Source organism: Anatilimnocola floriformis, from assembly GCF_024256385.1.
In the GTDB taxonomy this organism is placed as follows: domain Bacteria; phylum Planctomycetota; class Planctomycetia; order Pirellulales; family Pirellulaceae; genus Anatilimnocola; species Anatilimnocola floriformis.
In genome coordinates, this window is sequence record NZ_JAMLFW010000001.1 from 409,073 (window position 1) to 424,328 (window position 15,256).

11 protein-coding genes are annotated in these 15,256 nt (G+C 58.6%); 10 read left to right on the forward strand and 1 reads right to left on the reverse strand.

The window, feature by feature from the left end; translation table 11 throughout:
- The first annotated feature begins 54 nt into the window (after positions 1–54).
- From M9Q49_RS01640 to nadC, 9 genes are all read left to right on the forward strand, one after another.
- Entirely contained in the window at positions 55–2,964 is a 2,910-nt protein-coding gene (locus M9Q49_RS01640; RefSeq protein WP_254506902.1) for a serine/threonine-protein kinase, read from the forward strand.
- A gap of 369 nt (positions 2,965–3,333) precedes the next feature.
- A complete protein-coding gene (locus M9Q49_RS01645) occupies positions 3,334–3,678 on the forward strand; it encodes a Flp family type IVb pilin (protein ID WP_254506903.1) in 345 nt (114 codons plus the stop codon).
- Positions 3,679–4,263: 585 nt separating this feature from the next.
- On the forward strand, positions 4,264–4,608 hold the full coding sequence (locus M9Q49_RS01650; RefSeq protein ID WP_254506904.1) for a Flp family type IVb pilin: 345 nt from the start codon (positions 4,264–4,266) through the stop codon (positions 4,606–4,608).
- 623 nt (positions 4,609–5,231) lie between these two features.
- Entirely contained in the window at positions 5,232–5,567 is a 336-nt protein-coding gene (locus tag M9Q49_RS01655; protein WP_254506905.1) for a Flp family type IVb pilin, read from the forward strand.
- 301 nt (positions 5,568–5,868) lie between these two features.
- The gene (locus M9Q49_RS01660; protein WP_254506906.1) at positions 5,869–8,046 is read left to right on the forward strand and encodes a DUF1549 domain-containing protein; all 2,178 of its coding nucleotides are present in this window, start codon (positions 5,869–5,871) and stop codon (positions 8,044–8,046) included.
- A gap of 94 nt (positions 8,047–8,140) precedes the next feature.
- A complete protein-coding gene (locus M9Q49_RS01665; RefSeq protein WP_254506907.1) occupies positions 8,141–9,457 on the forward strand; it encodes a DUF1501 domain-containing protein in 1,317 nt (438 codons plus the stop codon).
- 10 nt (positions 9,458–9,467) lie between these two features.
- Entirely contained in the window at positions 9,468–9,749 is a 282-nt protein-coding gene (locus M9Q49_RS01670) for a hypothetical protein (protein ID WP_254506908.1), read from the forward strand.
- A gap of 56 nt (positions 9,750–9,805) precedes the next feature.
- Positions 9,806–10,816 (forward strand): porphobilinogen synthase, encoded by a 1,011-nt coding sequence (gene hemB, locus M9Q49_RS01675; RefSeq protein WP_254506909.1) that lies wholly within the window; start codon positions 9,806–9,808, stop codon positions 10,814–10,816.
- A gap of 147 nt (positions 10,817–10,963) precedes the next feature.
- Positions 10,964–11,893, forward strand: a complete 930-nt coding sequence (gene nadC / locus M9Q49_RS01680; RefSeq protein WP_254506910.1) for a carboxylating nicotinate-nucleotide diphosphorylase — start codon at positions 10,964–10,966, stop codon at positions 11,891–11,893.
- 212 nt (positions 11,894–12,105) lie between these two features.
- Here nadC and M9Q49_RS01685 read toward each other — a convergent pair whose 3' ends face one another.
- The gene (locus M9Q49_RS01685) at positions 12,106–12,750 is read right to left on the reverse strand and encodes a sigma-70 family RNA polymerase sigma factor (RefSeq protein WP_254506911.1); all 645 of its coding nucleotides are present in this window, start codon (positions 12,748–12,750) and stop codon (positions 12,106–12,108) included.
- A gap of 151 nt (positions 12,751–12,901) precedes the next feature.
- Between M9Q49_RS01685 and M9Q49_RS01690 the strand changes: the two genes are divergently transcribed.
- The gene (locus M9Q49_RS01690) at positions 12,902–15,244 is read left to right on the forward strand and encodes a serine/threonine-protein kinase (RefSeq protein ID WP_254506912.1); all 2,343 of its coding nucleotides are present in this window, start codon (positions 12,902–12,904) and stop codon (positions 15,242–15,244) included.
- Positions 15,245–15,256 lie beyond the last annotated feature (12 nt).

The following is a 15,256-nucleotide window of genomic DNA, read 5'->3' on the forward strand; positions in this document are numbered from 1 at the left end:
TTTCGCGTTGTACTAACGGCCGTTACCGCCTTTTCGGGTGCGACCAGGTGTTTCATGTCTGCTGCCGCTGATCGCAATTTGCTGTTTGGCATTCTGGCTCTCCAGCTCGATTTCATTACGCGCGAGCAGTTGATTGCGGGAATGCAGAACTGGGTGCTGCATAAAGAACAACCGTTGGCCGATTTGCTCGCGACTGCCGGCGCGCTCTCGGTGCAGGATCGCACGACACTCGAAGCCGTGGTCGAACGCCACTTGGAAAAGCACGGCAACTGCCCACAACAGAGCCTGGCCGCGGTGAATTGCGATGGCACGGTCAAGCAAGAGTTGACGCTCTTCTCAGATCCGCATATTGATGCCAGCCTGCCGCATATCGGAACGGCGAAACCAGTGGCGAGCGACCGCTTTGCCACGATTGCGCCGGCCCAAGCGAACGAAGCTCGTTTTCAAATCCTGCGACCCCATGCCGAAGGTGGTCTCGGCAAGGTCTTCGTCGCGCGTGATGGTGAACTCAATCGCGAGGTGGCGCTGAAGGAAATCCAGCCGCACTACGCCAACGATCAATACGCCCGCGCGCGATTCACTGTTGAAGCCGAAATCACCGGTCGGCTGGAGCATCCGGGGATTGTTCCGGTGTATGGTCTCGGAACGTATGCCGACGGCCGACCTTATTACGCGATGCGTTTCATCCGTGGCGAGAGCCTGAAGGAAGCCATTGCCCGCTATCACGAACCGCAGTCTGGCAAGACGCCTCGCAGCGAACGCGCTGTCGAGCTACGGCAGTTGCTCGGGCGGTTCATCGACGTGTGCCAGGCCGTCCAATATGCCCATGACCGTGGCGTGCTTCATCGCGATCTAAAGCCCGCGAACGTGATGCTTGGCAAGTATGGCGAAACGCTGGTGGTCGACTGGGGCCTGGCCAAGGCCGAGGGGAAAAACATCGAGCCGTGCGAATGGCATGGCGAGTCGCAGCTCGTGCCGGCTTCGGGGAGCGAAGTCGAACCGACGCAAATGGGAACGATGGTTGGCACGCTGCAGTACATGAGCCCGGAGCAAGCGATTGGCCGTATGGATCTGCTTGGGCCAGCGACAGATGTCTTTGCTCTCGGCGCGACGCTCTATCATCTGCTCACCGGTCAGGCGCCTTATCAAGGGACGCAGCGCGACGAAGTGATTGCAGCCGTCCGTGAGGCAACCTTTCCCTTGCCGCGGCAAATCAACAAGCAAGTCCCGCCGCCGCTCGAATCGATCTGCTTGAAAGCCCTCGAAGCCGACCCCACGCGGCGGTACGCCTCGGCCGGCGATCTGATGAAAGATATCGAGCGCTGGATGGCCGAAGAATCGGTCGACGCGCACCATGAATCGTTTTGGGAACGCCTGGATCGTTGGAAGCGAAAGCGCCCGAATGTTGTGGCCGGCATTCGCGCCGCTTTGATCATTGCCATTCTCGGCTCGTGCTTCGGCGCGCTGGTGATGCAAGGAATGAACGATCGATTGGCCACGGCCAACGCTGATCTCGAAGAAGCTTGCCGCCGTGCGTACGAAGGAATGAAAGAGGCCAACCTCGAGCGCGAGCGGAGCCACAGCACGACTCACTTCTTTGCCGCGACCCTCGGCAAACTGCAAGCGGGCGAAGATGGCAGGCAGATTCCGGCCGGTACGCTACTCGCGCGAGCGGCCGAACAGGCCGATGTCGAATTTCACACCGATCCCGTGTTAAAGGGGCGTGTGCTGGAAATGCTCACCACCGCGCTGCAAGGACTCGGCCTCGCCGATACGACCGTGGCCCTTCACGAGCGTGAATTGCTGGAAACTAAAAAGCATTGTCAGGCCCACGATCCGCGGATTCGCGATTGTGTGAACGATCTGGCCAATGCATATCTCGCGGCGGGCCGCGACTCGGATGCCATCGCGATCTTGGAGAAACACTGCGAAACGCCACCGGCCCCCAAGTCGCGCGAGCAACTCGCTACTCCCGTTAAATACTCTGCCGACAAGGCAGCCGCTCAACCAGGCGGCCAGCATCTGGCGGCATTGCACGCAGAAATCGAACGGCATGATTCGCATCCCGAAGAACTGTTGCTCGATCTCAGCGATCCATTGACCACGCTCGACCGCCATGCCCAAACACATCTCGCCAAGGGGCAATGGGACCAGGCGTTGCCGTTGAAAGAAGCCGCCCTGAGGATGTGTACGACGCAATCGACGCGCACCAGTTCGGCCACTTGCGCTCGCCTGGATGAACTCGCTCGGCTTTGCATTCATGCCGGTCGCGCCTCGCGGGCTGTTGAACTAGCCGATGAAGAAGTGCAGATTCTATCGGCAAAAAAGAAAGCCAATCCAATTGTGGTCTGTCAGGCAAAACTGACGGACGCAAACGCTTATTGCGCTGCCGGTCGCGCGGCGGAAGCGATCGCGCTGCTGGAAGCGATCATTCCCACGCTCGAAGCCCGCAAGAGTGAGTGTGGACTTGCGTTGCTCGAGAGCCGCGACGCCCTGGCGACGGCCTTTCGCAGTGTCGGCCGGCTAACTGAGGCCCGTACGCTGGCGACACAGGTTTATCACAATGCTTCGCAGCAACTGGGCGGCGACCATGAACTCACGCTCGCGGCCGCCTATCACCTGACCGTCGTCCAAGTCCTCTGCGGCGATCTAGAAGCGGCAACGCTGCTTGGCGAACAAACGCGCGACCGCCAAACCCGCAAATTCGGTGCAGACCATCCAGACGTCCTCGCGACGCAACTCTGGCTGGGGGCGGCCAAGACTAAGGCCGGAGAGTATCACGCTGCCGAAGCTTTGCTGCTGCAAACGCATGACATGATCGAAACGTCTTCGCTGGGTGCGAAGTGGCAATGCGAGGCCGACTGCCTGCGATTTCTGACAGAGCTCTACAAGGCCTGGGAACAGCCCGCCGTGGCCCGCCAGTGGCGAGCCAAACTCTACGCTTGGCAACAAGAGAATCCGTAATCGCGCCTCGCGCCGAATGACGCGAGTTCGACAGCCAGGCAGACGTTGCCATTTGGCATCAAACCGTCGCCACGGCAACAAGCTGCTGTCGCAAATGGGCAACACTGTCCGTTAAATCGGAATTGCGTAGAAACTCATTCGCTAGTTTTTTGCTTGTACTGCTGGCCTTTTTGCGAATCTCGCGAATAGGGATGCGGTTTTCTCCCGACACTTTGTCAGATTGGCACGGACTTCGCGATAGGGTCCCGCTGTACCAGAAGTCAGCGGAGACGGTGTGCCCCGCCCCCGCTGGGCTCGTTGATGGTTCAACGAGCCAACACGGAAATACTGTTAGATATTTGTTTTCACTTTCGATTCGAGGAGATTGGAATGAAGAAGGTTCTTGCTCGCGTTTGGTCGGAACAAGATGGCGTTCTGTCGTTTGAATGGGTGCTGCTCGTGACTCTGCTCACGTTCGGCGTGGTTTCGGGCATCGCCGCGGCTCGCGACGCCATCATCGACGAACTGGGCGACGTCGCTCAGGCGATGCTGGCTCTCGATCAGTCGTACACGGTCGACTTCCCGCTGTTGATCCAAGTGCATACCACCACCACCAGCTCGGCCAGCGACACTTTGTTCACCGACGCTTTGATTTACAGCGATTGCACTCGCGGTGCGACTGTGCAAGGCATCAACGGCAACGGTGCTGGCGGTTCGACCGACGACAATTCGTAGTCGCTGGTTCCATCTGTCGGCCTGACCCGGGTCTTATCACTACCAGGTCAGCGTCTGATTTGCTTCGTCGAGGTCTGCTGGTCGCCCTGGCCAGCAGGCCTCGCGTGCATTCTTGAGCCCGCAATCACGAACTGATCCTGACAAGCGGGTAGTGAACGGTCGTAACGACTGCTCTGTAATCGCAAAACAACTCAGTACGTCACTTATAAACAATTGACATAGGTTTCTTATTTCTTAACGCCTAACTGTTCATTCCGACTTGCGCAATAGCCAGACGCATGTTTCAGGAGCTGAATGTTCTGTTTCAGTGTTTCAGCGGTGGGTAGAGCGTCGGCGGTAACCTTTCTGATTCTCGTTTTGCTATTGAATTTGCTATCTATAGACGGCTTCGATACTTAGCACATCTTAAAATACTTTTCTGCCGTAGGCAGCGACGCTTGGCACGGCCTGTGCATTTATCGCATGTCAACCAGTTGGCGAAATCGGATGTGCCCCCGCTTCCGCCAGGTCCGCCGAAGGATGGCGAGCCATCATGGAAAAACGTGTATTGAGAATACATCCCCTATCTGTTCGAGGAGTTTTGGAATGAAGAAAGTTTTGTCTCGTATGTGGAAGGAACAGGACGGCGTCCTGTCCTTCGAATGGGTGCTGCTCGTGACTTTGCTCACCTTCGGCGTGGTTTCTGGTATCGCGGCCGCCCGCGACGCCATCATCGATGAACTGGGCGACGTCGCTCAGGCGATGCAGGCTATCGATCAGTCGTATACGGTCGACTTCCCGCTGCTGGTGCAGGTGCATGCTTCCACCACCAGCTCGGCTAGCGACACTTCGTTCACTGATGCTTTGATCTATACCGACTGCACTCGCGCCGTCAATCCGCAAGGCATCAACGGCAACGGCGTTGGCGGTTCGCTCGATGAAGACTCCTAATCGCCACCTTCATCTACAGGCCTGACTTGGGTCTTTTCATCACCAGGTCAATTCCTGATTTGCTTCGTCGAGGTCTGCTGGTCGCCCTGGCCAGCAGACCTCGCGTGCTTTCTTGAGCCTCAATCGAGCGCGCTGCGACTTCCAGGCCTGTCGGCTGTAACCGTTGTGACGGCGATGCCGCAAGTTGCAATTAAACTAATAAGTCGCGTAGAGTTTTTTGTTGTTTTATTGTTGCGCCATAATTGATTTTATTGTTATCAATAAAACGATATTAACAGTTGTAGCGTAAATCTCTATTTGCGCCATATTTGGGCTGATGTTTAAAGGCGTGCATTTTCTGTTTCAGAGATGAAAGTAGTAGGCCGAGCGGGCGGCAAGCAGCAGCCCGCTCGATTTCGTTCCGACAACTGCTATCTCTCGACGGCATATCCACTTAGCTCTTTAGCAATACTCATTCTTGGCAATTGGCCAAAAGTTCGGCACGGCTTCTGCTTAGGAATCACACCAACCAGTTGGCGAAATCGGATGTGCCCCGCTTCCGCCAGGTCCGCCGAAGGATGGCGAGCCATCATGGAAAACGTGTATTTAGAATTGCATCCCCCTATCTGTTCGAGGAGTTCGGAATGAAGAAAGTTTTGTCTCGCATGTGGAAGGAGGAGGACGGCGTCCTCTCCTTCGAATGGGTGCTGTTGGTGACACTGCTCACCTTCGGCGTGGTCTCCGGTGTCGCGGCCGCTCGCGACGCCATCATCGACGAACTGGGCGACGTTGCTCAGGCGATGCTGGCTCTCGATCAGTCGTTCACGATTGACTTCCCGCTGCTGATCCAGGTGCACGCTGCCACCACCAGCTCGGCCAGTGACTCGTCGTTCACCGACGCTCTGACCTACACAGACTGCACCCGTCCGACTAGTCCGACCGGTCAATCGCCGCAGAACGTTGCGGACACCGATTCCTAATCGGTTGGCCAGACTAGCCCTCTGCCGGGCAACCTTGCGTTGCCCGGTGGTAGCTACATAAATCACCGAAGCCCGGGCGTCATGAAGATGCACGGGCTTCGGTGGTTTCTTGGGAGGGAGAAGTTCTGAGTTTTGAGTTCTGGGTTCTGAGACAAGAAGAGACGGCGTTGTCCTGTCTCAGAACTCAAAACTCCGCCCCGATTTGATTGACCTCGACTCATTTTTCCGCGTAAACTCAGAGATCCCCATCTGCCAGCCGTGCTCTCTCCCTCGCCAGCCGATTTTTTCGGAGACGATTGTCGTGAATCGACTTCTCTCGTACTGCTGTTTGGTTCTTCTATTCGGTTTGCCCACGATTAGCTGGGCTGCCGAAGGGGTTGCCATCGACCCCGCCAAAATTCCCGGCAAAGTCCTCGATGACGGCCAGGCCAAGTTCGTCGGCACCTGGACCGCCTCGGTGAACACGAAGCCTTTCGTCGGCGAAGGCTATATGTACAGCCCAGCCGTGGCTGGCAATACGGCGACGTACTCATGGGATATGGACGCCGCGGCCACGCGACACGTGCTGTTTTCCTACGCGCCGGGCGTCAACCGCACGACGGCTGCCAAGCTTGCCATCCGCAGCGGCGACACCGACAAGGAATACACGGTCAATCAGCAGCGTGTCCCCGAAGGGGCCTGGAGCTTTCATTACCTGGGCGAGTTTGCCTTTGAGGAAGGGCCGGCTCAGCTGGTTGTCTCTGCGAACGACGTCAAGAAGGGCGTCATCATTGTCGACGCCATCGCCATTTTGACGGACGAAGAATGGACCAAGCTGAAAGCAGAAGCCGAAAAGAATCAGCCGCCGAAATTCCTCGCCGCATTGCCCGTTGATCCTCAGAAGCCCGATCCCAAGAAGCCCGTCAAACCGGCGACACCGAAAAAGGAAACTCCCAAGGAAGTCGCCGAGAAGGCTCCCGACTTTCAGCGGCAACCATCGGCCAAGCCGGCGAACAAACTGACCACGGCTGCCCTTGATGCCGCCATGGAAAAATACGTCGGCGGAATCAGCAATGCGCCGCAAACCACCGATGAAGCTTTTCTTCGCCGCCTGTCGCTCGATCTCATCGGGCGCCAGCCAACGACGGAAGAAATGACTGCGTTCCTTAAGGACGACGCTGCTGACAAACGAGCGAACGTCATCGACCGCCTGTTGGCTTCGCCCGAATTCGGCGTGAACTGGGCCGATTACTTTAGCGACGTGATCAGCTACCGCACGCCGCAGCCCGAGCTGACATTCCTTAACTACCGCCCCTTCAAAGCCTGGCTGGCCGAAGAGTTCAATAAGAACACCGGCTGGGACGAAGTCACTTACAAGATCATCACCGCCAGCGGCACCGTCGGCGAAAACCCAGCAGCGACCTACGTTGGTTTCCATCAAGGTGACAAGTCGCGGCTGGCGTCGGAGACGACCCGCGTCTTCCTCAGCACGCAGATTCAGTGCGCCGAGTGCCACGATCACAAGTTCATCGACATGCCGCAGGAGACGTTTCATCACGTCGCCGCGTTCTTCGTCCGCGTGCAGACCAAGTTGCCTTGGAACGACAGCAATCTGATCGTCGTCTCGAGCAAGACGGCCGGCGAGCACAAGATGCCGGAGACCAACAAGGAAATGCAGCCGGCTGCGTTCTCGTCGAAGATGCTCGACCCGGGCGTGAGCGACATCGTTCGCCGCACCGAACTGGCCCGTTGGGTCGTCGGCGCCGAGAACCCGTGGTTTGCCAAGGCGATCACCAATCGTGTGTGGGCCCGCCTGATGGGCCGTGGTTTTTGCGAACCGGTCGATGAGATCGGCGACCTCGCCGACAGTGTGTTGCCGGAAGTGCATGTCGCGCTGGCCGAGAACTTCGTCGCCACGCAGTTCGACGTGAAGGACATCTTCCGCGTCATCGCCAACAGCAAGTCGTATCAACGGCCGATCCGCGATCCATCGCCCGCTGAAAAAGAAAAGCCGTTCGCGGTCATTCCCGCCGGCCGGCTTCGCGGCGACGAGGTATTTGCCTCGCTGAAGGCCGGCATTGAGTTGCCAAACTTCACGCCGCCACCAGCGCCCGTTGGCGAAGGGGTTCGCTTCCCACCGCCGCCCAAGAGCACGCAGGACCTCGTGAACGAAGCCTTTGGTTTCGATCCGTCATCCGAGGCCCACAACGTTGCCCGCACCATGCAGCAGGCGATGTTCCTGATGAACAACGACCAGATTCAAAAGCAAATCGACGCCTCGCCCGGCAGCGGCACCGTGCTGGCTCGCATCGTCTCCGAAGAAACCGACGACGCGAAAGCAATCGGTCGGCTATATCAAGCCGTCCTCGCTCGCAAACCAAACGACAAGGAAATCGAAATCGGCCGCAAGCACCTGGCGAAGGTCGGCGAACGAAAGACGGCTTACGAAGATCTGCTTTGGAGCATGATTAACTCGGCGGAGTTTCTCTCAAGAAGGTAGCCCGACGCGTCAGCGAGAGAGAAGCGGAGTAGAAGCCTCCACCCGCGTCAGCCCCTCACCCTCTTAAAACAAGAAATCCGAATAGGAAATTCCCATGCTCCGCTCATTCGCCAATATCCAAACCGACCGTCACGGCATCACCTCTCGCCGAGGATTTCTCGGTCAAATGGCCGCCGGAATCGGCGCGGGAGCAATGACTCTCTCTTGGCGCGACATGCTCCTCGCCAAGGCCAAGGAGATTCAAAAGAACGGCAAGAGCATGATCTTGCTTTGGATGGATGGCGGGCCGAGTCAGTTCGAGACATTTAACCCCAAGATCGGATCGGCGAATCAAGGGCCAGCCACGGCGATTAAGACGAAGCTGCCTGGCGTCGAGTTTGCCGAGTACTGGCCGAAGACTGCCGAGGTGATGGATAAGATCGCCCTGATCCGGAGTATGCAGAGCACCGAGCGCGATCACTTCCGCGCGATCAAGCTCGTCCGCACCGGGTATCCGATCAAGCCGACGATCAACTATCCGACCTGGGGCTCGGTCGTGGCCCGCGATCGTTACAACCCCGATTTCGATTTGCCTGCCTTCGTCCGCATCGGCAAGCCGCGAATCAAGACTCGCGACGTCAACAGCGGCGTTCTCGGGCCGCGGTATGAATCGTTCAAGATCGACGAAGCCGGCACGCTCCCCGAAGATGTTCTGCCCCGCGTTTCGCCCGAGGTCCTTGCGCGCCGGCTCTCGCTGGCCTCGGAACTCGATCAGCAATTTGCCGCGGCAGGTTCGGCAAAGGCCGCGCTCGAACAACAAGAGATCTACAAGCGGACGAGTCGTTTCGTGCTCAGCCCGCTCTTGAAATCGTTCAAGCTCGACAATGAACCTGAAAAACTGCGTGATGCCTATGGCCGGAATTATTTTGGCCAGGCCTGCTTACTTGCGCGGCGGTTGGTCGAGACCGGCGTGAGCTTTATTGAGGTGATCAACGGCGGTAGCTTTGGCGATCAAGGTTGGGACACGCACAAGCGGGGCTTCAAAGAGAACCCACTCCTCGCCGGCGAAACGGATTCGGCCTACGCGACGCTGCTCAATGATCTCGCCGATCGCGGCATGCTCGAGAAGACGGTCGTCGTTTGGATGGGCGAGTTCTGCCGCACGCCGAAGTTCGACGCCGACGGCGGCCGCGACCATTACAGCGATGGCTGGCTGTGCGGCTTCAGCGGCGGCGGTGTGAAGACGGGCCAAGTGATTGGCGCCACCGACAAGGACGGCGTGAAAGTGAGCGACCGGCCGGTCGGCGTGCAGGATTTGTTCGTGACCTTCTGCCATCTGCTGGGAATGAATCCGCACGACGAATACATCACCGACCAGCAGCAACCGCTAAAACTGGTTGAAGGCGGTAAGCTGATAACCGAGTTGTTTTAGGATCGGGCCATTGATCGATCGGACTTTGCTCCAGGTTTTGGGAAAGTACCTCGCCTTCTTCGCGGCCACACTCTTCGTTGTCACCCTGGCCTATCTTTGCATTGGTTGGTTTACGATTCCCACGACCGATCGCTTGCGTGCTCCGGTCCTGACCTATTACGCCATGCTGACAGCGGTGGCTTCTTTCCTGCTGTTGTCCGGGCTGGCTCTCCGCTTTCGCCGCCCCTTGCTGGGAATCGGTTTTATTCTGGTTTCGATTGCTGTTTTCGCCTGGGGAATGCCGGATCGATAATTGCGAGCCGATTGAACCGCTGGTGAGACCGCGATCTCGCAGCTACAGTGAATTGCATGCTGCATTCACCCTCCGAATCGGGTTTTCCCAACACGCGTCTCCGCCGTCTGCGTTACCACGCCGGCCTGCGGGCGCTTGTGCGCGAAACTACTCTCTCGCCGGCCAATCTCATTCTGCCGCTGTTTGTTCGGCCCGGCAAAAACATCCGCCAGCCGATCGCTTCGATGCCGGGGCAGTTTCAGCTGTCGCTCGATCAACTTGCCATCGAAGCCAAAGAGGCTCAGTCGCTCGGGATCGCCGGCGTGATTCTCTTCGGAATTCCGGCTGAGAAAGATGTTGCCGGCAGCGACTCGTATTGCGACACGGGCATCGTGCAACAAGCAGTGAAGGTAGTGAAAGAGGCCGCGCCGGGCCTGCTCGTTGTTACCGACGTTTGTTTTTGCGAGTACACGAGTCATGGCCACTGCGGCGTGCTCGAAGAGCGCAACGGCGTGCAAGATGTTGCCAACGATCCCACGCTCGAGATGCTTGGCAAGCAAGCGGTCAGCCATGCTCGCGCCGGCGCCGATCTAGTTGCTCCGAGCGGCATGATGGACGGCATGGTCGGCGCCATTCGCTACGCCCTCGATCACGCTGGCTTCACGCATCTGCCGCTGATGAGTTACGCAGCGAAGTACTCTTCGGCGTTCTACGGGCCATTTCGCGATGCCGCCGAAAGCGCGCCGCAGTTCGGCGATCGGCGAACTTATCAAATGGATCCCGCCGCCGCCGCGGGCCAGGCCTTGCGTGAGGTCGAGCTCGATCTCCGCGAAGGGGCCGACCTGATCATGGTCAAACCGGCGCTGGCTTATCTCGATATTATTCGCGACGTTCGGGAAAACTTTCCCGGCGTGCCGCTCGCCGCGTACAACGTCTCGGGCGAATACAGCCTGGTGAAAGCCGCCGCTGCCAACGGTTGGGTTGATGAACGGACGCTCGCGCTCGAAATGCTCACTGCCATCCGCCGTGCTGGCGCGAGCATCATTCTCACCTACTGGGCGAAAGACGTTGCTCGTTGGCTGCAGTAACAATCGCCTCCCCACAGTCGCCTTTCACTCCGTGAAAGGACGCGTCTTTTGCACGAAAGTCACACACAAACGAACTCTACACCGCGTCCACGTTCGAAGACGCGTTCTTTCGCGGGAGCGAAAGGCGACTGACCGACAGAGGAACCAATGCCTAAGGAATATCGTCAACAAATCTGGGACGCCGATGTCGAGCACGACTGCCGGCAGATCGTCCGCCTCGCCATTCTCGAAGATCTCGAACGAGGTCACGACTGGACGACCGTCTCGCTCGCCGCCGAAGAAGCTACCGCGGCCGCGGATCTCGTCGCTCGCAAACCGGGCGTGATCGCCGGCATCGAAGCGGCCCGCATCGCGCTCGAAGAAATGGAAATTAGCGCGGCCTGGGAACCCCAAATCGCCGACGGCACGCGAGTCGAGCGCGGCACGCTCGTCGCCAAGCTGCGTGGTTCTGCCCGCGGCTTGCTGACTGCCGAGCGCACGCTGCTGAATCTCATCGGCCGCATGTCCGGTATCGCGACGCTCACGTCGCAGTACGTCACTGCCATCGCTGGCACAGGCGCGAAGATCTATGACACTCGCAAGACGACGCCCGGTTGGCGACGACTCGAAAAGTATTCGGTCCGCTGCGGCGGCGGTCAGAACCACCGCATGGGTTTGTACGATGGCGTGCTGATCAAGGACAACCATCTCGCTCTCGGTCAGCAAGGGCCGCAAGCTGCGCGCTATTCACCCGCAGAAGCGGTGCTGAAAGCCAAAGCGTTTTTGAAAGAGCACGGCGCTGGCCAGGAGCGCTTCACCGAAATGATGGTGGAAGTCGAAGTCGATTCGCTCGAACAACTGCGGCAAGTCTTGCCCGCCGCGCCCGACATTGTGCTGCTCGACAACATGCCGCCCGACGTTCTCCGCCAGGCCGTGGCCATCCGCGCGGAGCTTGCTCCTGCGGTTCAGCTCGAAGCCTCCGGCGGAATTACGCTCGAGTCGATCCGCAGCGTGGCCGAAACTGGTGTCGAACGGATCAGCAGCGGCGCTCTCACCCACTCCGCGATTGTGCTCGATGTGGCCCTTGATTGGGCCTAGAGTCGAAGTGGATAGCACCGATTGCTTCAGCAATCGGTGTCGCGCAGCGACCAGAGGCATTGCGTTGGAGCCGATCGTTTGCGAGATGGCGACCTTGGAGTCGATTTCAAGGGCCGCATGCCGCTGTGGGGTCACGTGTGATCGATTTGCCTCTTGCCGCTGCGCGGACTCGATTGCTGAAGCAATCGAGCCTATCGAAACTCCCCCAGCCCCTATTTGAGATCCTTCGGCGCAATCTCTTCCCCCAGCAACTGCTGCAACTTCTTCAGCGATCGAGTCAGCATCACGCGGATGGCAGCATCCGTCTTGCCGAGTTTTTCGGCGATTTCTTTCGATGGCATGTCGAACTGGTAGCGCAGGCGAAGAGCTTCGCGCTGATCATCAGGCAGAGCGTGCAGCGCGCTTTCGAGTCGCTGTTCGCGCACTTGCCGGGAGAACGCAGCGCTTGGCGAAGTGATGCTCGCCGCGAGCATTTGGGCCAAGTTCGGCGCGCTCGTATCGGCGCCACCGGCAGCCAGCGGCACTTCGCGGCCGGCGTCTCGTTTTTGAGCATCGAAGTAACGGCGATGCAGATCGACAATCCGCCGTTCGGCGATCTGGCACAGCCAAGAGAACGGGTCACGATCGCCCAGTTCGACGCCCGGCAGCGCTCGTACGGCTTCGGCCGACGCCTCTTGAAACACATCGTCGGGCTCGACCTTCCGTCGCAGGGCCTGCCCCAGTTGGCGTTCAATAAAAGCCATCAGCGGAGCGCGCCGTTGCTGCAAAAAATCGGCCAGGGCGGTCGTATCGCGTTTGCGAATGCGCGCGAGGATCGCCTCGAGTTGCGGATCGGCGGGTTCGTCGGAATTTGTCATAAGCGGATTGTCCAGTGGCCGGAGAGGATCACCGCCCCAGCGATTCACCGATAGTGTAACATCATGTGTAGGGACTCACTATGGAGAGGTTTCCCTTGCTGTTGGGCCCTTCGCACCTGGTTTATCGCCGGGAATACCTTTTCGCTCGACCATGGAACTGACGATCAATGCCGGCACCGAGGCCTGGGGAGAAATCGAGCAGTGGGTTACGCGCTTCCTCGCTGCTTGGGAAGCGTCCCCGTGTCCGCCGCTACGTGATTATCTCCCCGCTCAGCCGGCCAACCTCCGCAAGCTGGCTCTCGTCGAGCTGATCAAAGCCGATCTAGAGCAGCGGTCGCAGGTCAAGGATTTCAAAGCGCTCGAAGATTATGCGAGCGAATATCCCGAGGTCTACGAAGAAGATTCGCAGCTCCCTCTCGAACTGATCTGCGAGGAGTTTCACGTTCGCCGAGCAGCCGGCCAATCGGTGTCGCTCGACAAGTATTGCACGCGGTTTCCGAAATCGGCAGCAGCACTGAAGCGAGTCATCGGCGACGACAATACGATGACCACATCGACCAAGATGTGTCAGACGCAGATGTTCAACTCGCTCCATCCGGGGCAACGGCTCGATGATTTTGAACTGCTGTTTGAACTCGGTCGCGGCGCATTCGGCAGGGTGTATCTCGCGCGGCAGATTTCGATGCAGCGACAAGTGGCTCTCAAGATTTCTGCCGATAAAGGGAACGAGCCGCAGACGCTGGCCCAGCTCGATCACCCCTGCATCGTGCGTGTCTTTGATCAACGGCAGGTCGCTGCTCAGCGGTTGCGTTTGCTGTACATGGAGTTCGCCCCGAGCGGCACGCTGCAGGAAGTGGTGAAGCTCGTTCAGCAAAATCCGGCGTCCGCGCGCTCGGGACAAATTCTCGTTCTCGCTGCGACGCAGGCGATGATGAAAGCCGGCGTGCCGCCGCTATCGATCGCCGGTTGGCCGAAGGAAATTGCTGCGGCTCCGTGGAGCCAAGTGGTATGCCGGATCGGCGCCAAGTTGGCCGAGGCGCTCGACTATGCGCATGGTCGTGGCATTTTGCATCGCGACATCAAACCCGCCAACGTGCTGATCGGCGCCGACGGCTGGCCGAAGCTCGCTGATTTCAACATTAGCTTTTGCAGCAAGATCGAAGGGGCGTCGCCGGCCGCGTATTTCGGCGGCAGCCTCGCCTACATGTCGCCCGAGCAGCTCGAGGCCTGCAGCCCGCAGCATCAACGCTTGCCCGAATCGCTCGATGCCCGCAGCGATCTGTTTTCGCTCGGAGTGTTGCTGTGGGAACTCTACTTCGGCGAACGACCCTTCGACGACGGCTCGCTCGATAGCGAATGGAACACCAAGCTGCAGGAAATGATCAGCCGCCGCTACGACGAAAAACCGTACCGCAGCGTGGCCGCCAGTGACGGCGTGGGTCAGCGGCTCGAAAAAGTGTTGCGGCGATTGCTGTCGTCAAACCCCGCCGATCGCCAGGCCAACGGAATCGAACTCGCGCGTGAGTTGCGGCTGTGTCTCATTCCTGGCGCGACGACATTTCTCGAGCGCGCTCAGCACGGTTGGCGCGGGTTGACGCTGAAGTTTCCGCTGTTGTCGCTGATCCCCATCAACATGCCGGCGCTCGTCGTTTGGGGAGCAATCAACTACCTGTACAACCAAGATGAGTTGATTCACCAATTTCACCGGGGCTTGCCGGACTATGATGCCGCCCAGCAAGCACTGGCCAAGGTGTTTGAAAACACTGCGATGGTGGTGAATTCAATTTTTTATCCGCTCGGCGTGATCCTCGTTCTACTTTACATGATGCCGGTCAGCCGGGCGATTCGGCAATATCGAGAGTCGCGCGGCAAGATGGATCCGGAAGTGGTCAATGTCGCCCGGCGTCGCGTGCTGTGGTGGGGTTCGTGCCTGTGCTGGGTGGCAGGCTTCGAGTGGGTGATCGCCGGCATTATTTTTCCGACGTCGATCCACATGTTTCTGCCGGCTGAATTTGGGCCGGTTCCCGCGCGGTTCTATATCCACTTCATCACCTCGCAAACGATGTGCGGATTTCTGTCGCTCGCCTTGCCGTGGTTGGCAACAACGGCAGTCGTTTTGAAAGCGCACTATCCAGCGTTGCTCGGCGCCGGCACGCCCGACGAGTGGGAACAACAGCAGCTTGGTCGATTGCGCCGGCAATCAGCGCGTTTCACCTTCTTGAGCATCGGCTTTGTGCTCGTGGTACTAGGAATTTTGTATTTCATCCCGGAAACAAAGGGAGTCGAGCATCTCAATCCGATCTCGCAGCAGATGGAGTCGTACTGGTACGACAACATCTTCTGGACACCGCTGGCGATTGTTTCGGCGGCCATCACCTGCGGCTGCGCCTATTTCCTCTACCAACAGATCCAAGACGACCTGAAGGTGCTCCTCGCCGTGATCCGCGCCTCCGATCCTTCGGTGACCGTCAGCACGACGGTCGACTCGATTTGAAACGAGTCATGG

Coding starts and splice junctions, on each gene's coding strand:
- M9Q49_RS01655 (WP_254506905.1), top strand. CDS start 5,232: ATGAAGAAAGTTTTGTCTCGCATGTGGAAGGAGGAGGACGGCGTCCTC.
- M9Q49_RS01640 (WP_254506902.1), top strand. CDS start 55: ATGTCTGCTGCCGCTGATCGCAATTTGCTGTTTGGCATTCTGGCTCTC.
- M9Q49_RS01685 (WP_254506911.1), bottom strand. CDS start 12,750: ATGACAAATTCCGACGAACCCGCCGATCCGCAACTCGAGGCGATCCTC.
- M9Q49_RS01645 (WP_254506903.1), top strand. CDS start 3,334: ATGAAGAAGGTTCTTGCTCGCGTTTGGTCGGAACAAGATGGCGTTCTG.
- M9Q49_RS01690 (WP_254506912.1), top strand. CDS start 12,902: ATGGAACTGACGATCAATGCCGGCACCGAGGCCTGGGGAGAAATCGAG.
- nadC (WP_254506910.1), top strand. CDS start 10,964: ATGCCTAAGGAATATCGTCAACAAATCTGGGACGCCGATGTCGAGCAC.
- hemB (WP_254506909.1), top strand. CDS start 9,806: ATGCTGCATTCACCCTCCGAATCGGGTTTTCCCAACACGCGTCTCCGC.
- M9Q49_RS01665 (WP_254506907.1), top strand. CDS start 8,141: ATGCTCCGCTCATTCGCCAATATCCAAACCGACCGTCACGGCATCACC.
- M9Q49_RS01650 (WP_254506904.1), top strand. CDS start 4,264: ATGAAGAAAGTTTTGTCTCGTATGTGGAAGGAACAGGACGGCGTCCTG.